At 34.5% G+C, this 19595-nt stretch carries 12 protein-coding genes; 7 read left to right on the top strand and 5 right to left on the bottom strand.

Annotated features, from left to right (window positions below):
- Positions 1–26: 26 nt before the first annotated feature.
- The 7 genes from R1X58_RS12230 to R1X58_RS12200 all read left to right on the top strand — a co-directional run bounded on the left by R1X58_RS12230 (position 27) and on the right by R1X58_RS12200 (position 10375).
- A complete protein-coding gene (locus tag R1X58_RS12230) occupies positions 27–464 on the top strand; it encodes a doxx family protein (RefSeq protein ID WP_240573037.1) in 438 nt (145 codons plus the stop codon).
- Positions 457–1557 (top strand): FecR family protein, encoded by a 1101-nt coding sequence (locus R1X58_RS12225; RefSeq protein ID WP_240573035.1) that lies wholly within the window; start codon positions 457–459, stop codon positions 1555–1557. The genes R1X58_RS12230 and R1X58_RS12225 overlap by 8 nt, the downstream gene beginning before the upstream one ends.
- A gap of 141 nt (positions 1558–1698) precedes the next feature.
- A complete protein-coding gene (locus R1X58_RS12220) occupies positions 1699–4854 on the top strand; it encodes a SusC/RagA family TonB-linked outer membrane protein (protein WP_240573034.1) in 3156 nt (1051 codons plus the stop codon).
- Positions 4855–4856: 2 nt separating this feature from the next.
- Positions 4857–6302, top strand: a complete 1446-nt coding sequence (locus R1X58_RS12215) for a RagB/SusD family nutrient uptake outer membrane protein (protein ID WP_240573032.1) — start codon at positions 4857–4859, stop codon at positions 6300–6302.
- Positions 6289–7764: a hypothetical protein gene (locus R1X58_RS12210; protein ID WP_317292979.1), complete on the top strand. Its 1476-nt coding sequence runs from the start codon at positions 6289–6291 to the stop codon at positions 7762–7764. Before R1X58_RS12215 ends, R1X58_RS12210 begins: the two co-directional genes overlap by 14 nt.
- Before the next feature lie 4 nt (positions 7765–7768).
- Positions 7769–8917, top strand: a complete 1149-nt coding sequence (locus R1X58_RS12205; protein ID WP_240573029.1) for a cytochrome-c peroxidase — start codon at positions 7769–7771, stop codon at positions 8915–8917.
- Positions 8918–8953: 36 nt separating this feature from the next.
- A complete protein-coding gene (locus R1X58_RS12200) occupies positions 8954–10375 on the top strand; it encodes a T9SS type A sorting domain-containing protein (RefSeq protein WP_240573027.1) in 1422 nt (473 codons plus the stop codon).
- A gap of 580 nt (positions 10376–10955) precedes the next feature.
- On the opposite strand, the gene R1X58_RS12195 is transcribed toward R1X58_RS12200, so the two are convergent.
- Genes R1X58_RS12195 through R1X58_RS12175 form a run of 5 tightly spaced genes read right to left on the bottom strand, consistent with a single transcriptional unit; the run spans position 10956 to position 19591 of the window.
- Positions 10956–12902: a sialate O-acetylesterase gene (locus tag R1X58_RS12195; protein ID WP_240573025.1), complete on the bottom strand. Its 1947-nt coding sequence runs from the start codon at positions 12900–12902 to the stop codon at positions 10956–10958.
- 4 nt (positions 12903–12906) lie between these two features.
- Positions 12907–14406, bottom strand: a complete 1500-nt coding sequence (locus tag R1X58_RS12190) for an alpha-L-fucosidase (protein WP_240573024.1) — start codon at positions 14404–14406, stop codon at positions 12907–12909.
- Position 14407: 1 nt separating this feature from the next.
- Positions 14408–16492, bottom strand: a complete 2085-nt coding sequence (locus R1X58_RS12185) for a beta-galactosidase (protein WP_317292978.1) — start codon at positions 16490–16492, stop codon at positions 14408–14410.
- Positions 16482–18011, bottom strand: coding sequence for a family 43 glycosylhydrolase (locus R1X58_RS12180; protein WP_240573021.1), 1530 nt, complete (start codon positions 18009–18011; stop codon positions 16482–16484). The genes R1X58_RS12185 and R1X58_RS12180 overlap by 11 nt, the downstream gene beginning before the upstream one ends.
- An 11-nt stretch (positions 18012–18022) precedes the next feature.
- Positions 18023–19591 carry a GH39 family glycosyl hydrolase gene (locus tag R1X58_RS12175; protein ID WP_240573020.1) on the bottom strand — a complete coding sequence of 523 codons (1569 nt, stop codon included), beginning with the start codon at positions 19589–19591 and terminating at the stop codon, positions 18023–18025.
- Between the last annotated feature and the right edge of the window lie 4 nt (positions 19592–19595).

Genomic DNA, 19595 nt, shown 5'->3' with positions numbered 1-19595 from the left:
AACAAGCAACTACTAACCTCTATAATATGAAAAAAACTCAGATTTTAATATCTAGAGAGTCTACAAGTCAGCGTTTAATTACACTGTCTATTGGATTGATTTTTTTCTTCTTTGGAATATTAAAATTTTTTCCAGATTACAGTCCTGCCGAAGATATTGCTAAAAAAACGATTAATGTTTTAATAAGCGACCTATTACCTTCAAACATTTCCTATTTGCTTTTAGCGATTTGGGAAACAGCCATTGGGTTGATGTTTATTCTTAATTATCAACGAAAATCGGCAACTATTTTAGCGCTCATTCATCTAACGTTAACATTTTCAACGTTTTTTATTTTTCCGGAACTATCGTTTAATAAAAGCCCATTTTCATTCACCTTATTAGGGCAATATATTATTAAAAACATCATCATTTTAAGTGTATTAATAAGCTTATTAACCCAAAACACCACAAGTAATGACTAAACTGATTTATAAATATTTGGACAATAAAGCTTCTGAAGAAGAAATAGCAGAGCTATTCGACTGGATAGATTCTTCTAATGAAAACAAAAAGCAGTTTATAGCATTGAAAACAGCCTGGGCCCTTACAGAATCTCCGAAAGCTTCAAATTTAGAAACGGTTGGAATATTAAAAGAACAAACTTTAAAGAAAAAGCGCAAAGTTTTCACTTACTGGAAGTATGCAGCTATTTTGGTGATTGCTTTGGGGATTGGACGTGCAATCTATAATAACACCACAACCGATAATAATAACGATGTTATTTTAGAATTAAGTAATGGCGTTGTTAAACATATTAATGACAACAAAGAGAATGTATTAATAAATAAAGACGGTATTGTTATAGGAAAACAAACAGATCATGAAATTATTTTTAATGCTAATGTAAAGAGTGAAGAGTTAAAGTATAATACCATTAAGATTCCTTACGGAAAACGATTTAAGGTGGTTCTTTCAGATAGTACCGTTGTGCATTTAAATGCAGGAACAACCTTTAGGTTTCCAGAAAACTTTATAGCCTCGGCAAACCGAGATGTGTTTTTAACAGGTGAAGCTTTTTTTGAAGTAACAAAAAATGAACAAAGTCCGTTTATTGTACATTCCGATAAGGTTAACATTCAGGTTCTAGGAACAAAATTCAATGTGAGTTCTTATCCAAACGATACCAATTCACATAGTGAACTTTTAGAAGGATCTGTTAAAATTTCAGCTGTAAGCGATGCTTCAAAATATTCTATTCTAGAGCCCAATCAACAAGCTGTTTGGTTAGAAAAACAAAACACATTCCATATTAAAGATGTCAATACTACCGATCATATAGCCTGGGTAAATGGAGAAATCCTTTTTAAGGATATGCCGTTTAGCGCCTTATGTAAAAAATTAGAGCGAGCATATAATGTGGCGATAATTAACGATAATAAAACACTTGCAAATCAAGAGTTTTCTGGATCTATTAGAATTGATGAATCTGATATTGATACTTTATTTAAACTATTACAAATAGATACACCTTTCGAATATTCAATTAAAAATAATATCATAATAATTAACGACTAAAACTCTAACCTCTCAACAATGATTAACTACAAAAAAAATGCTAAACTTAAAAGGACACTCTGTGTTTTGTTTTTTTTGCTTGTCACTACAGTTGGTTTTGCACAAAATAAAACCGTAAATATAAAGGCTACAAATACCCCTTTGAGTACCATTATAAAATCTATAGAACAACAAACAGGGTATCGTATTATCTATAATTCTAATAAAGTAGATGTTACAAAACGCTTCACTTTAAATGTTACAGATTCAAAATTGGAAGATGCTTTAAACTCACTGTTAAAAGATTCTGATATTGCTTATGCTTTAATTAGTAGCCAGATATTATTAACCGATAAAAAGGAAAAAGAAACCACTAATAGCCGTTTAATTAAGGGAAAGGTCCTGAGCGCTGCTGATCAATTTCCCCTTAGTGGCGCTATGGTTGTAATTAAAGGAAAAAGCATTGGTGCCATGACAGATATCGACGGCAACTTTATTTACACCATTAAAGGGGAAAATATCAATAATGTAGAACTGGAAGCTTCATATCTGGGAATGAAATCTCAGACTAAAACCATTGGGAGTGCTTCTGAATTTACATTTTATTTGGAAGAAGATATTAGTGAATTAACAGAAGTTGTTATTACGTCTTCTTACGGAACCAAAAAACTTAAAGAAGAAGTTGTCGGAAGCATTTCTACCGTCGATCCGGACAATATTTCTAAAGAACAGCCTGCTGTAACTTTTGATGAATTATTAGAAGGTCAGGTTGCCGGAGTATTAGTTGAAGTAAACCCGCAATTAGGTGAAGCCGCAAAAATTGATATTCGTGGCCAAGGCTCTTTAACACCACTTAATAGTAATGCGGTAGGAACCTCTACACAACCGTTAATAATAGTAGATGGTATTATCCTGTCGGAAGAAACTGGGATTGATGGAAATAGTTTTTTTGATTTAGGTGACGGCATTCTTTCAGAGAACATATTAAATCCTTTAGCTCGCGTAGGTATTGAAGACATTGAAAGTTTTAATATTTTAAAAGATGCTGCTGCTGTTGGTTTATACGGTGCTGATGCAGCTAATGGAGTTATTATTATCACCACAAAATCAGGTGAAAAAGGAAAGCTAAGATATACAGCTTCGGCTCAAACAGGTATTAATACTGCATTTAATGGCCTTAAATATTTAAGTGGAGAAGAATATCAAACGGTGTTAAATTCCTATTATACCAATAGTGGAAATTCTGGAAGTGTACAACCGTGGAATGGTGTAAATACTGATTGGTTCGATTTATTAAATACTACAGGCATTTTTAGCCGATTAAATTTCGGTGTTTCCGGCGGTAAAGGTAATTGGAATTACAGAGCTAATGTAGGTTACCAACATACAAATGAAACGCAGAAGGAAAACAGTTATAAAAAATTAAATACGTCGTTTTCGGCAGATTATAAAAAAGATAAATTTGGTTTAAGTTTACGTTTATCACCTTCGTTAACCAATAAAGAAAACCCGAATACACTTTATGCGTACGCATTACCTCCTACATTATCGCCTTATGATGTAAACGGAGAATATACCTATTTCGAAACCTACGGAAATCCTGTAGCCGTATCTAAACAAAATATTTCGGATTCTAAAACATTTGCACTTTTAGGAAGTTTAAAACTAGATTACGATGTTCTTCATAATTTAAAGTTATCTACGCTCTTTGGTATTGATGCTTCAAATAAAGATGAAGATAAATTCTTTTCGGGTTTAAACGGTTCTGGTAATTTTAATGATGGTTCTAAGGGACGACGAATGATTAGAGCTCGTGATACAAGAAAATGGAACTGGAATGCATCCCTAGCTTATAATACACAATTTGCAGAAAAACATAATTTTGATGCTTTATTAGGTATAGAAGCAAGAAGTGAAAAAGTTGATTTTTCATATGAAATAGGCCGTGGATTTACCATCTACGATTCTCCTCAACCTATTATTACTGCCGAACAACAAGATTATGAGATCGATTATACAGAATATGCTGGACGATCGGGATTTGCTCAGGTAAACTATAATTATGCGAAAAAGTATTTCTTTTTAGCCAATTTCAGAGTAGATCAAAGTTCAGCTTTTGGTGATGATAACGATACCGCATTAAACGGAGGTTTAGGAGCCAGTTGGAATATAAGTAACGAAGGTTTTCTTAAGAAAAGTAAGTTTGTAGATTTTCTTCGCCTTAGAACAAGTTATGGTAGAACAGGAAATTCTCGTATTGGTTCTTATAGAGCTTTAGGGCTATACACCAGACAAAATAATGGATATAATGGCCTAGATTATGCTAATCTATCGTCAGCACCAAATCCTAATTTAGGCTGGGAAGTCAATAAAAAATTCAATGTTGGATTAGATTTTAACTTCCTTCAGAAATTTAAAATAACAACAGATTTCTTTAGAGATAATATAGAACAACAAATCACATCTCGTGATATTATTATCGAATCCGGATTTTCAAGTGCTCAAATTAATGGAGCAAGCATGTATAACCAAGGTATTGAGTTTAGTTTAAACGCCGATTGGTTTAAGAATAAAAATTTCTCTTGGGATACCAATTTCAATTTTACAAAAATTAAAAACAGAATTACTGATTTAGTTGGTTTAGGTTCTGCATTTTCAACAGCTGAAGTTGCAAGATCGCAAACCATTGGTTATCCAACGTCTGCCATTTGGGGATATAATTTTATAGGCATTGATCCGGCAACCGGAAGAGAACTGTATGATATTGATGGAAATATTTACGATTCATCTACCGTTGCAAGTCAATTTGATAATACTGACTGGGTACCTATTGGGGATTCACAACCTGATTTTTATGGAGGGCTGAATAACAGTTTTAAACTAAACAATTTTACACTTAGAATTATAATGTCATACACCTATGGGGCAGATATGTTGGTAGATAGAAATATTTACGACAACTACAGAATATTAGTAAACAGAAATATAAATGCTAATGTTTATGAAGATGCCTGGCAGAACCAAGGAGATCAGGCAGTTTACCCAATAATATCAAGCAATAACAGGATAATCTCAAATTCTACAAAGTACCTGTTCGACACTTCTCATATTAAATTAAAATCGGTAAACCTGACATACAATTTTCCTGTAAACAATTACAAATTACCGCTAAAAACTTTAAGCTTCTTTGTTAATGGATCTAACCTGCATTATTGGTTTAAAGATAAAAGTCCTAAAAATAAAAATGGAGTTGCGGAATTTAGAAATACCTATCCGGAAATGCGAACATTTACCTTAGGAATTAATACAACATTTTAATTATGAAAAAGAAAATCATATATATCCTGTTTATAAGTACAACACTTTTTACTTGTAGTGATTTCCTGGATCAGGTACCAGGAGAACAAATATCAATAGAGGAGCAACTATCCAATAAAAATGGTGTATTAGCAGCTTTAAATGGAATTTATAAAGACATTGAAGATATAATGTCTTCACGTCATGTGATTTATGCAGATGTGCAAGGAGGTAACATAACTTTTACACCAAGTACTGTTACAAATCTTGTTGAAATTCCATCGGTAATAGAAAACAGTTATAATTTTTCAGATTTAGAAGATGAATCAAATTACTCAGAATATTATGCCACATTTTATGATATTATTAATCAGACAAATATACTGTTGTTTTATTTGTCAGATTTTACATTTTTAACCAACGATGAGCGCCATGAGTTGGAAGCAGAATTGCTAACCACCAGAGCCTTTGCTCATTATCAAATTTGCATTCATTATGCTCAAAATTATAATTTCACAAGCGATGCGTCCCACTTAGGAATTGTTTATAACACGGCTCCTCTGACCATTGGAGAAGACTTTCCGTCAAGATTAACCATGTCTGAAACTTATAATTACATAAAATCAGATTTAAATGAAGCACTTGATTTGTATACAGAAAACCAGTCGTTAACTGGTCCGGTATATTCTTATTTTAATTCAAATGCTACCAAAGCTTTGTATGCACGTATCGCTTTGCAAATGAACGATTTTGAAACGGCTTTCTCTATGTCTGATGCTGTTATAGAAACCTCTGGAGTTTCGTTAACAACTAAGGAAAATTACATTACAGAATGGGAAGCAGACGAGACCCCTGTTAATGAAGTAATACTCGAATTCTCTGCGCCAAGAACAACCGAAGGTCAGGTTTCTTCTAGTATTTCAGCTCATTTTATCTATAACTCTAATACCAACTATGGAAGATATGTGGCTTCAGGAGATTTAGTAAACCTTTATGATACCGAAGATATCAGAAAAAATATGTTTTTAGAGGTAAGTTTACCAACTAGTGTAAATAACATTACAACAGATGAATCTTATTATTTCACTAAAAAATTTCAGGATAATGCTGGTACAACCTTTATAAGACTTTCAGAAATGTACCTTATTAGATCAGAAGCTAATGCCAGACAAAACCTGTTGGATGATGCATTAACAGATTTAAATATTATTAGAGAACGCGCTAATATTCCAACTTTAACAGATACGACAACTTTACTTGACGATATTTTTACAGAACGTCGTAAAGAACTGGCCTTCGAAGGGCATTTGCTATTCGATTTGGCTCGTTTTAAAAAGGATGTTAACCGAAATTTTGGTTGTATTAGTACAGTATGCGGATTAAGCTATCCATCTAACAAATACATTTTACCTATTCCATCTTCAAGTACAGATTTAAATGAAAATATTACACAAAATGAAGGCTATTAAAATATTATACAGCATACTAGGTGTTTCATTGTTATTCGCTTGTAGTAGCGATGAATCCAGTAAACTGCTAAATGGTGATGATGAGCAGTTTATACGTTTTTTTCTATTGGTAGATTCCAATAATAATGCCTTAGAATACCCTAGTAGTAATGGGTCACTTTCGGCAGTATCAGAATTTAATAAGGAAGATATAAAAACCTTAAAAATCCCGGTGGCTCTAACAGCTACTGAGATTACCGAAAACACAACGGCAACTTTTACCACTTCTATTGATGGTGATATAGATTTAACAATTCAACCTGAACAGACACTTAGGTTTTCACCAACAAAATTGGTAGACACCATTTATGTAACCATTAATAAACGTTGGGATTTTTCGCAAATCCCACAATTAAAACTTGGTTTGTCGGAGGTAAGTAATTCGGATATTCAAATAGGTATTCCTAATAGTTTACAACCGAATGATGAGCTAGTTGTAAATTTCAACAAACCCTCATTTCAATACGCCTTTAATACCAATAGAATTGAAATTTCGGGAGACCCTTCTGATGAGATTGAGGTAAAAGTGAATTTCCCTTTAGGGTATTTTAATGATGATATCGATGAATCGGAAATTTTTAGTTTCTTAAATGGTTTTGATTATACAATTAATAGAACCTCTAAAGATGCAAATAGCATAACATTTACAATAACTTTAAATGAAGCTATCAATAACGATGATGTATATTATCAAACGGTTATTAGCTTACAGGAATATAATGGCTATGTGCCCACAGGAAATTCTGTTTTACAAATCGTTAAACCTATAAAGTCTGAAAGGGATATTAATACCAATCCGGCGGCTAGTTTCTATAATCTTGCAGACCAGTATTACAGAACTTACGGTGAAACCTGGAATGATTTTAATGATGATGGCATTTGTCAGTGGTCAAGTTTTAACGCGTTTACCTATCCGGTAATTGTGGATGTGAATGATGCAAATGCGATTCTTTATGACGATTTAGGTACTATTGACACATCAGACGATATTTACCATGATGCATTTAAAATTGGTTTTAACAGCACCATAGCTACCTCTACAACTAACTCATTTAATATAAAAAGATGGTTTTCAAATGAATCCACATCTGCTGCAAATTCGCCAGGATTTAATATTAGCCCAGCTTTAGAATTTTTTCCTGAGAATGGAACAAATAAAACCCAAGGGACTGTACTTGTAATTCCTCAGTATATAACAATTGGAGGAAATAATGATACCAGTCATGTATTTGCAATTTCAGGTGAAGGTACTTATGAAGAAATCGCTACAGGTCTTTTCGAAATAAAGTTTCAATTACATCTAACAAACGAAGAAGTTTTAGGAGGAACCGTGACAGCCGAATATCGATTATATAATAACCGAAGCTATCCAGATCCTGAAGATTTGACAACAACCAATTGTTTAAAAGAATATTCATTATAACCCAATGAAAACAAACATCACATTACTAATAATAGTCTTTGTTCTAGTTACATCTTGTAATAATATATCGAAAGATGAAAATTATATTGATATCACCCAGCTTAAAACTGCTTATTCGAGTGGAGATATATCAAAATGGCCTAAACCTAATTTAGATAGCACAATTAACAAAGCTGAATTTGAAGATATTGGCGCTTTAGGAAAAGTGAAATTCCCTAAAGACAACCCGTATTCAAAAGAAAAGGAAAAACTAGGTAAAATTTTGTTTTTCGACCCGAGATTATCGGTTAGTGGACAGATTGCATGTGCTTCATGCCACAATCCGGAGTTGGCTTGGACAGATAATTCTACTCGTTCATTTGGTCATAATCGTCAAACAGGAGCAAGAAACTCCATGACTATTTTAAACGCCGGTTTTGCACATAGTCTTTTTTGGGATGGTCGTGCAATCAGTCTTGAAGATCAAGCAAGATTTCCTATAAAGGATCCGGTAGAAATGAATGAAGAACTTAATATAGCCGTTGATAAAATTGCAGAAATTAAAGGTTACAAACCGTTATTTGAAGCAGCTTTTGGCAACGATTCTATTTCTCTTAAACGGATCCAAAAGGCGATTGCAACTTTCGAAAGAACAATAACAAGTTACAAAACCCGATTCGATAAATTTGTTGAAGGCGACTCTACAAAATTAAATAACCAAGAGGTTTTAGGACTTCATGTATTTAGAACCAAAGCGCGTTGTATTAACTGCCATAACACACCATATTTTAGCGATAACAAATTTCATAACGACGGGCAAACTTTGTTCGGAACCAAGTTTGAAGATTTTGGTCGATACAATGTTACGAATAATGTTGACGACATTGGTAAATTCAGAACACCAACACTTCGTGAAGTGTCAAGAACGGGGCCTTGGATGCATCACGGTCATTTTCCTAGCTTACTAGATGTTGTCGAATTATACAATTTAGGTAATCCGGCACCAATACAAAAAAAGTTTTTGGGAACAGCTAGAGACACTTTAATTCCCGAAATATCACCAATACTTAAAAAATTAGATTTGAATAAAACAGAAATAGATGCCTTAGTCGCTTTTCTGGAAACTTTAAGTTCTTCAAGAGGAAGAATTTTAATTCCAGAACTTCCTGAATAAATAAATAATTAATTAACAAATATAAACTCTCAACTTATGAAAAAACAATTACTTTGTTTAGTACTACTATTGCCTATAATTACCGTAGGTCAAATTTCTGAAGTAAAAAATATTAATGACAGTGGCTCTTCAGGATCATTCCCATCAAGTTTAACAGTGTTTAATAATAAAATATATTTTGCAGCAGACGATTCTAGTGGCTCCAATTCGCCAGGTGGAGCCGATTTAGGCAAAGAACTTTGGATAAGTGATGGGACCGGAGGCGGAACCTCTTTTGTTAAAGATTTAAGGTCAGGTTCCGATAGTTCCACTCCAAATTTCTTTTTCGAATTAAATAACACTCTTTATTTTTCAGCGAATACAGGATCAGGAAATGTACTTTTTACAACAGATGGGACTGATACAGGTACTACTCAAACATCATTTCCATTTATTTTTAATCAAACCGAATTAAACGGCAAAGTCTATTTTGTTCGAACCACCGATTCAAATAAATTATATGAATTTGATGGTTCAAACGCTAATATTGTGCCAAATTCAGGCACTGGAACAGCTTCAATTTTAGGAGCAACAATAACCACATTTAAAGATAAAATTATTTGCTATATGGACTATTCTGAAGATGAAGCTACTATTGGAAGAGAACTTTATGAGTACAATCCTGTTTCAGAGACCTTTAGTCTTATTAAGAATGTAACGGGAGATGCCTCTGATGCAAGCATTAGTAATTTTACTGTCTTGGGCGATGAATTATACTTTGAAGCGTTGGATTCCTTGTGGAAAACCGATGGTACTGAATCCGGGACTATGGCTGTTACAGAAGCATCTGCATTAGCAGGAATTACAAGTTTGTATGCTTGGAAGGGACTTTTGTTTTTTGAAGGCGACAACGGAACGTCAGAAGACCAATTATGGAGTTATAATCCAAGTAATGGTGTTTTAACCAACGTAAGTAACTTAAGCAGTAGTACTGTTACTGGTGGAGACAACCACGATCCATCAGACTATGCTGCAAATGGCGATTATTTGTATTATGCTGGTAAAGTTTCTGATAATTCAGTAAAATATTTATTCAGAACAGATGGTACCACGACTACAAGATTAGATTCAACTATTGGAAGTATAGATGATTTAGCGGTTCTAAATAATGTTATTTATTTTGAGGGAAGTGACGGAACAACAGGTAACGAATTGTACAGTTTAGACACAACAACCCTGTCCTCTAAAAAAACACAGAGAGAAATTGTTCAAGTGTATCCAAATCCAGCAACAGACTTTATAAAAGTCCCTGAAAATCTTAAAAATTCGGAATATGCCATTTACAGTACAAACGGTCAAATTGTAAAGAAAGGGTTGATATCCTCAAATGAAATAAAGTTAGATTTAAGTTCTGGATTATATCTGTTAAAAATTAAAACTGACATTAGTATTCTTACTAAAAAACTTATAGTAGAATAACAAAATCATCGTAGATAATTAAAAACCTACTAAAACATTATGTTTTAGTAGGTTTTTAATTTATAACTAGTTTTAAAATATTTTAATTAAATTGCTTTAATTAAAATATTAAAAATTTAACACAAACCTGAACACGTTTGTGAACACGATTATAAGTAATTAGGCTCTGTGAACACCAATAAATGTGTTTTAGTGAACACGATAGTTGAGTTCATAACCCGGAGGTTTAGGGATTGTGTCCTGCTCTTGATATAAATCATATTTAACTTACAATCAATTATTTAGTTTATTTTTAGCTATTTTTTCATGCTTGATTTAAATGAATTTCTTGCATTTGATTTGAAAAGTGAACACAATTTGAGTTAGAAACCCCTATTTCAAACCTAGAAATCTACAAGGCCAACAGAAGTTTGAATAAGTTTCGGTATATCTATTTTTCATATCGCAATCCTGAAACAAGTAAATTAGAGAGTATGAAAACGCATGATTAATCATTTTGGAACTCTGAAATTACAAAAAATTATTAACCAATTACAAAGTTTGGGCGATAATTACTACTATTAATAAATTAACTTTAATACTAAAATCCATAAATTTCATTAAAAGTCAAAGTCTTCCAATTATCAGTTCTAAATGGTATAGCAGGAAAACCTTCTTTATTATACAAATTACAATCTCCGGCATCATCTGCCCATCCGTAGCGAACAGCCTGTGGATTTGTAACGTCTTTTGAATGTACAATTACTTTATCTCCTTCAATATATGCTTGTGCATAATGAAAAACCTGATCTGCACCTGCTATTTCAAAACCTTTTAAACACCCATATTTGTCTGAGGTTTTTAATCCTGTTCCTATATTATTAAATGTCAGGATTGCCTTGTTGTTATCAATTTCCATAGACTTAAATGCAGGACCACGGCTTACTATTTTTTCTTGATAAATATCGTTTAATGCCATCGCAGCCAGTCGCTTCCCTACCTCTTGTTTATTTGTAGGATGTATATCTTTAGGATTTCCTATATCTATAGTTACAGCCATATCGGTATTTGTAACATGATCTTTTGTATAATTTTGAGCCTCTCTTAACTCCGCCCATTTACTTCCCGCATTGCTATTACCTCCAAATTCATCAAAAGTCGATAATTGGACAAAATAAAATGGCAAATCACCCATATTCCAATGTTTACGCCAATCTGCAATCATTAAAGGAAATGCCTTTTTGTATTGTGCTGCGCGATTAACATTAGCTTCTCCCTGATACCAAAGTACGCCTTGACAAGCAAAAGGTATTAATGGATTAACCATGGCATTAAATAACAAGGATGGATATGAATTAGGCGACACAGAACTTTTTACATCGGTTACCAGATATTTCCAACTCCCTGAGAGTGGAATTTCTGTTTGACCTAAATTCAATTTTAAATCTGAAGCTTCTCCCCATATTCCACCACCACCTGCATAATCGAATATTTTAATAGAAATAACATTTAGACCTTCTTTTAATATATGCTCTTTAATTTTATACACACGATTCTCATCATAGCGCTTGGTAGTTCCTACTTGTTCCCCATTAATATATGTAGTATCCTGATCGTCTATTTTGGCTAATTCCAATACGGCGGGTTTACCAGCATCCTCCTTAGAAATATTGAAAGATTTACGCATCCAGACAACACCATCTACATCACCTAATTCCTGTAGTTCCCATAATTTTGGGGCATACATTTCCGGCCAATTAGAATCATTAAAACTTATATTTTTGTATTCCCTTTGATTAGATGCATTAATTATATTTCCTTGAACCTGTTCTATACGGCTGTAAACCTCACTTTTTTGTTGCTCCTGAAGTTCGTCAATATCGACGTCAGGCATTTGTGAAATCATATTTTTAAACTCTGGACTTCCCTGAAAAGCCTCTTTACTTGTCCAGGTTTCAACACAGGTACCGCCCCATGACGTATTAATAATCCCGATTGGAATTTTTAATTTTTTATTTAATTGTTTTGCGAAAAAGTAACCTACTGCGGTAAAGTCGCCTACCGTATTTTTATTACATGTTTGCCAATTACCGCCTGTTAAAGTTTTTTTTGGTTGCCCACTCATAGCCTTTTCTACCAAAAACTGCCTGATTTCCGGGAAATTACTATCGTTTTGTTCTGCATAAAAATTATCGGCCTGACTTACCGGCCACTCCATATTAGATTGCCCGCTACAAATCCAGACTTCTCCAATTAAAATATCTGTTAACTCGATCTGGTTTTTACCTTTTATAATCATTTTAAAAGGACCTCCCGCTTCCTGGTCTTTTAAAACTACGCTCCAATTCCCGTCCCTATCTGCTTTTGTTTTTAAGACCTGATTTTTAAAAACTACCTTTATAGGCTCATGAGGTTTAGCCCACCCCCATACCGGTATAGGTTTATTACGTTGCATCACCATGCCATCTGAGAACAATTTTGGTAATTTAACCTGCGCACTCACAGTGATGCTTAAACATAGAATTAAAAATGATAAAATAGTTTTCATGGTTTTATTTCGTTTCAATTTTCACAACAAATGAGCGATTATCAATTATTTCACGGGGTGTTTTAAAATGCAGTCCGGTGTCATCCTGATTAAACACGACATCTTTCTGGTAACCCAAAATAGAAAGCTTATCTACATTTGGCACTTGTTTACCTAATACGTCGCTTGTAAAAGAATTTAAAGTTACAGGCACATCCTCCCCTGGCCAACCTAAAACAATCGCATAAATAGTATTTCCTTTTTTAGTATAACGCACATCTTGCGCCGTATAAGTAATTTTATCTAAAAACATGCCTGATTTCTCCTGCTTGGTTGGACCTTCGCCAAAAACCTGCCAGGGACGCGTTTTATAAATAGCCTCACCATTAACATTTAACCACTCGCCTATTTCTAATAGAATGTTTTGCTGATTTTCAGGAATAATTCCATTGGCTTTTGGGGAAACGTTAAGCATTAAAGCGCCATTTTTACTAACCACATCAACTAATACATGAATAATCTCGGCTGTTGTTTTTAAAGCTAAATTCTCTGTATAGCTCCAACTTCCCAACGATACTGTTTCGTCTGTTAGCCAAAATTCTTCGGTGATTCGGTTCATTCTTCCTTTTTCAAAATCCTCTAAACTCACAGATTTCGGGAACTCTCCCTCTTTATGTGTAAATACTACTTCTTTATTTTTCTTGTCGGCATCATTAAAATAATAAGCGGCAAATTCTTTTTTATAAGACTCTGGAATTTTTTGTGTCTGGCTATCAAAATAAATTAAATCCGGACTATACTTATCAATAACTTCTTTTAACTGACCCAGCCAATCTTCACTGAATTTATCTTTTGAAATATTGCCGTACATTTTAGCGAATAAAGGATCTTCTGAAGATGTTGGCATTTTAGGATTATACGGAAAATAAGAGGTATCATTTAACCATTTTTGTGGTTGCTCTTTAAATATCTGAAGATTTCTGGCCATATGAAAAGAAGCCACCAGTTTCATGTCGCGCTCATGAATAGCCTTAGCCAATTCGCCATACACGTCGCGTTTTGGCCCCATATCAACTGCATTCCATGGATTTATTTTACTCCCCCAGTTAGACCAACCATCGTGATGTTCTGCAACCAGACCCGCAAACTTTGCTCCCGACTTTTTAAACAAGTCTGCCCAGGCCTCGGCATCAAAATTCTCGGCTTTAAACATGGGCACAAAATCGTGATATCCAAACTCAGAAGGTTTGCCATAAGTTTCTACATGGTGCTTATACTCATTACTCCCTTCAATATGCATATTTCGGGCATACCAGTCGTTGGCGTAAGCCGGCACCGACATAACACCCCAATGGGCATAAATACCAAATTTAGCATCTTTAAACCACTCGGAAGCTTCCTTGTAATTAGATAAAGACCCCCAGTCTGCTTCGTATTTATTATTAGTGATTTCGACTTTGGTTGCCTTTTCCTTACAGCCCCATATAAATATTATGAGACCTAATGTGACTATTATTTTTTTCATTTTATTTTTCTTTCCAAACCGTTACACCTCCAGGTTTTAAAATTGTTGTTCCCATAATTATTTCTGAATTTGCAGGTATTGTTAACTTATAATCTTCAGAAGAATAATTTACCGCTACCCAAAAACCATCTCGCCATTGTACATAAATACCTTCCGGATAATTTTCAATAGAAGCGCCAGCCTTTTGATAAACCGATTGTAGAATGTCCTTTTCCAGCTTAGCATCATCTGTATCTACACCAATATAGGTTACTGTGCCTTTACCAATACTATTCGAAACAACTGCTGCTTTACCTGCATAAAACTGATTGGTATAAGTTGCCAGCACATTTCCTGAATGGTTTGCAGCAATTAAGTCCGCCCAATTATTCCAGAAATATGTTTCACCATTAGCATTAATTGTACCCTTCATATTTGGTAATAAATGATCGAAATATTCTATTTCAGCATCTATTAACGGATACATTTTTGCCCCGTAACCCGATTGAAATAAATGTCCGTTTTTATCTTTAACCCCTGTTCTGGTAGTTAGTACTAAATTACCTCCTTGCTTTACGTAGTTAGTCCATTTCTCAATAATTTCATCATCTACCAATTCAAAAGCAGGAGCTATAACAAGGGTATAATCACTTAAATCGTCATTTTCATAAAGTATATCAGCAGGTGCACCGAAGGATTTAACTATTTCTAAATACTTCTGAAAAAAGCCTAAAGTATGCCATTGACTGGTTTGTGCTTGTCTATCTAAACTCCAGCGGTTATCGAAACTCCAGAGCATAGCCGTTTTTCTTTTCTTTAATGCTTCAGGCATTTTAGCCGATGGATTATAAGCTTTTTTCAATAATTTCATTTCCTGAATAACCTGCTTATATTCCTTTCCGCCCTGCGACAAACTCACCCCATCTAAGGTGGTAATTCCACTATGATACTGCTCTGCTCCATAATTTATTTGACGATAACGATAGGAACAAGCAAAAGATAGGTCACCGCCAAAACAATGATACAACCACATACGTAACGCTCCAGGTTGTAACAACGGATTAATTTGCCCCCAATTCACAAAGCCTGGTTGTAACTCCATAACCCCGGAAATAGTATTTTGTTGTTTAAAAAAGCTCAAGGCAAAAGACAGTTCCTTGGGGTCTCCTAATCTAAAACCTAAATCTCCAATATTAGCCTGGCCTTTATTCGGGTAGCTGGTAAACGCATTAAAATCCAGCTTTTTAGTTCGGCGCGGGTCTGCGCCATAAGTTGTAGCTGTATAATTGGTAGTGATATACTGATTTGTTGAAATTAATGGTCTTAAAATATCAGCTTGAAAATCTAAAAAATCAGCCTGAGTATCTGCTGAAAAACGTTTAAAATCCAACAAAGCGTGAGGATTTGTTCCCCACCACCCTACATGACTGGCATTATGAATTTGTACTTGATTAAAATCACTATAGGTCTGACTCCAGAATTGCGTGCCCCAGGCTTTATTTAAAGCTTCAATGGATTGGTATTTCTTTTCAAGCCATTTACGAAAAGCATCCTGAGAAGACGGACTATAATCTTCCTTTGCTTCAGGTTCATTATCTAATTGCCAACCGATTACCGTTAAATTATGTCCATATCGTTCGCCTAATTTTGTGATTATCTTTTCTGAAAACGCTCTCCAAATTGGATTACTTAACGATTGCTGAGCTCGTGTTCCATGTTCGGCGCGTAAATAATTTGCCCCCATAGCATAAATCTCGGGATATTTTATCCCCATCCATACCGGAGCTATCGCAGTTGGTGTTCCTAAAATAACTTTTAAATGATATTTTTCGGCTAAGGCAATGACCTCATCTAACCAACCAAAAGTATACACACCTTCCTGTGGTTCTAAATTAATCCAGGCAAATTCTGCTAAATGTATAAACTCGAAACCTAACTCCGATATATTCTTAATATCACGTTCCCATTCGCTCTTATTCCAATGTTCAGGATAATAATAAATGCCTATCGACATTAAATCTTCCTTTTGAAAAAACACATGTTTTGTTTGAGCATTAAGCCCAATTGAACAAATGAATACAAAAACTAAAAAAATACTATTCCTCATGAGTTATAGACTGGTATTTAAAGTTTTTAAATTTTACTTCACCATCGCCCATTGACACCAAACCAATACGTAAACTTAAAAACCCGCTGAGCACATTATGGTTATAGGATCCCGCTTCAAATGAATTTTCTATTTTATTCCAGATTTCCCCATCTAAACTATAAAACATATCAACGGTATTCGACGTATTTTTCAATCGTAAAAACACGTGATTATTGATAACATTCGATTCGGTTACAAATTGCCATCCTCTTAGATTGGCCAAAATATTAATAGAATCTGCCAAAATACCAGAAAATGCACGTTCGTTATAAAACAGAATCAAACCACCAACAGCCTCATTACTTAGTTCCATTTCAACATCAACTATATAACTATGATCTAACGGAATAGTTAATAAAGGTGAAGTATTTGCCACGTTGTTCCCCATAGCTTTCACTATTAAACTTTCATCGATTAAATGAAATCTGTCAGAATTGAAACCTTTATAAAACGTCCATTGCGATTTTAATGTTTCCCCTGAAAAATCATCGTTTAAATCGAACAATTTTTCAATATTATTTTTTAATGGGGGCATTTTAATAGGGCTTTCCAAATCTATTTCATCCGGTATTTTGTACCAACCATCTTCTGGCCAAGTAATTGGTACAAGCATGGTTTGTCTTCCTTTATTATAAAATTCATTTTCATAACCATGAAACACCATATACCAGTTATCCTGGCTATCATTAAATACTGTTCCATGCCCGACAGACCACCATTTTTCATTTTTAGATGTGGTTCTTAAAATTGGATTTTGCGGTGAGTTTTCCCAAGGTCCCAAAGGAGACTTGGAACGTGCTGAAATCACCATGTGTCCTGTTGCCGGACCCGCAGTTCCTCCTTCGGCGACGGTTAAGTAATAATAATCGCCACGTTTGAATAATTTTGGGCCTTCCATACAAAAGCATTCAATAGACCACTCCCGTGGTATTTCCCATCCATCATACACATGCTTTACATCTCCGACTACTGAGAGCCCATCTTTTGATAACGGCACATAACTTCCACTACTAAAATACAAATATCGGTTACCCTTATCATCGGTAATATGCCCCGGATCTATCATTGAAACTTTTAATTCTATTGGTGCACTCCAAGGACCAGCAATATTATCGGCTGTTATAACATAATTGGTATTACTTGCAGGAAAATAAATAAAATATTTATTCTCATATTTCACCAAATCTGGAGCCCATACCGACCCTACATATTCGGTTAAAGCATGCGTTACCGGTTCCCAGTTAATTAAATCTGTTGAATGCCAGATTAAAAGTCCCGGATAATATTCAAATGAAGAATGCACCATATAAAAATCGTCGCCATCACGAAGTATACTCGGGTCTGGATAATCTCCTGAAAAAATGGGATTTGTATAAGTATTTGATGCAACTGACGGGGAGGAAACTTCTACCTTTATCTCCTCTTTGCAGGAAAAAATAAATAATAAAACCAAACAAGTTACTATCTTGAATTTCATATCATTATAATTTAAAGCCGCTTAAAATTTAATAGACATACTTCGTTTTCATTAAGAGGCATACTCTGTTTAAAAATTTGATTTGCAGATATTTTGACTCTCTTCACTATTTCAGGTTTCCCTGAACTTTTATCCTTTAGCATTTCTACCTGCGCCTTAGTGAGTTGAGAAGGTTTATTTAATTCAAGATAATGTGTAGAAGGATCATTGTGTTTATAGCCTATTTTAGAAATTTCCAGTTGATAATTGCCTTTTGGAATATTTAAAATTTCAATTTCAATCTGTCCTTTTTCTTTTGAAGGCAAATTTCGATTGTAATAATCCTGATTATTCGTGTTCTCAGGTAAGGTATAGGTGTAATCCCATAATAACATCTGAACATCTCCAGATTCAGATTTTGTTACCCATGACTCCTGATCTGAATTCTCTAATTCCAGATTTCCCAATGTATTCAAAAAGGCATAGGCATGATATGCGGGCTTTTTAATCCCCTGGATATTCATTAAACCAAAACCACCATGAAAAGGTGTAAACCTGGGGCCTGGTTCCTCAAAAATATCGGTAAAAACCCAATAAGACATGGAATTTGCGGCGTTACCTATCTGTTTTATCTTTTGAAGAATATAGGCCGCCTCATGATAGCTATCATGCAATGGGTCGGCAGGTGTATAAGAGGAACTCCACTCGGTGTAATGCAATTCTAAATCTGGTCTCGAAGATTCTAAAATTTCATGTTTAGACTCCTTAACTTCTTCGCTTACGCTCCATTCATTCTTACTTAAAACAGTACCTGTCCCCCCGTATTCATCTAAAAAACCAACATCCACGCCGTAGGCATGTGTACTTATAAAATCCAGCGGCACTTTGTTTTGTTCGCAATACTGAATCATTTCAGGTTCCCAGGCGGCTCCTGCTGTTGCCGGGCCTCCTATTCTATAATCTAAATTCACCTGTTTTACTGCCTTTGCAGCGTATTCATATAATTTAAAATATTCCGCCTGCGTTCCTGTCCAGAACCCAGGAGATAAATTAGGCTCGTTCCAGACTTCAAAATACCAGGTTTTTACCTCATCACTACCATATCTGTCGGTCCAGTGCTGAACCAAATTTTCAACAAGTTTTCCCCATTCATTATAATCCTTTGGAGGTGTTACGTTTCCCTTCCACCAAAATATAGTCTGGTTTCCGCTAGCCATTGCCGAAGGCATAAACCCAAGTTCTACAAACGGTTTCATTCCTATACTTAAAATATAATCGTAGAGTACATCAATGTATTGATAATTATAAATGGCCTTGCCCTGACGGTCTGTTTTATAAACCGCCATATCATCGCATAAAAGCCCATGCATTCTTATATATTTAAAATCGCAATCTTGTTTTGCAATTTTTAACTGCTGCTGCCAATCGGCTCTAAGTCCTTCATTTGCTCTGCCCGCACCAATACATTCTTTAAACATGGTATTGGTTTTTCCCTTTTCTTTTAAAAAATCTACAGTTATATGCCTGTTCTGAGCAAAACCAGAAAACCCGGTTGTTGCTAGATAGAATACAAATACATAAAACATGTGTTTTTTTGACATAAGA

Source organism: Aestuariibaculum lutulentum (genome assembly GCF_032926325.1).
Lineage (GTDB): Bacteria > Bacteroidota > Bacteroidia > Flavobacteriales > Flavobacteriaceae > Aestuariibaculum > Aestuariibaculum lutulentum.
The sequence above is the reverse complement of the archived record's forward strand: the minus strand, read 5'-3'. Positions and strand labels throughout refer to the sequence as shown.

Bases quoted from the DNA above. Each gene is read 5' to 3' on its own strand.
- R1X58_RS12230 (WP_240573037.1), top strand. From the start codon at position 27: ATGAAAAAAACTCAGATTTTAATATCTAGAGAGTCTACAAGTCAGCGT.
- R1X58_RS12225 (WP_240573035.1), top strand. From the start codon at position 457: ATGACTAAACTGATTTATAAATATTTGGACAATAAAGCTTCTGAAGAA.
- R1X58_RS12215 (WP_240573032.1), top strand. From the start codon at position 4,857: ATGAAAAAGAAAATCATATATATCCTGTTTATAAGTACAACACTTTTT.
- R1X58_RS12210 (WP_317292979.1), top strand. From the start codon at position 6,289: ATGAAGGCTATTAAAATATTATACAGCATACTAGGTGTTTCATTGTTA.
- R1X58_RS12205 (WP_240573029.1), top strand. From the start codon at position 7,769: ATGAAAACAAACATCACATTACTAATAATAGTCTTTGTTCTAGTTACA.
- R1X58_RS12200 (WP_240573027.1), top strand. From the start codon at position 8,954: ATGAAAAAACAATTACTTTGTTTAGTACTACTATTGCCTATAATTACC.
- R1X58_RS12195 (WP_240573025.1), bottom strand. From the start codon at position 12,902: ATGAAAACTATTTTATCATTTTTAATTCTATGTTTAAGCATCACTGTG.
- R1X58_RS12190 (WP_240573024.1), bottom strand. From the start codon at position 14,406: ATGAAAAAAATAATAGTCACATTAGGTCTCATAATATTTATATGGGGC.
- R1X58_RS12185 (WP_317292978.1), bottom strand. From the start codon at position 16,492: ATGAGGAATAGTATTTTTTTAGTTTTTGTATTCATTTGTTCAATTGGG.
- R1X58_RS12180 (WP_240573021.1), bottom strand. From the start codon at position 18,011: ATGAAATTCAAGATAGTAACTTGTTTGGTTTTATTATTTATTTTTTCC.
- R1X58_RS12175 (WP_240573020.1), bottom strand. From the start codon at position 19,591: ATGTCAAAAAAACACATGTTTTATGTATTTGTATTCTATCTAGCAACA.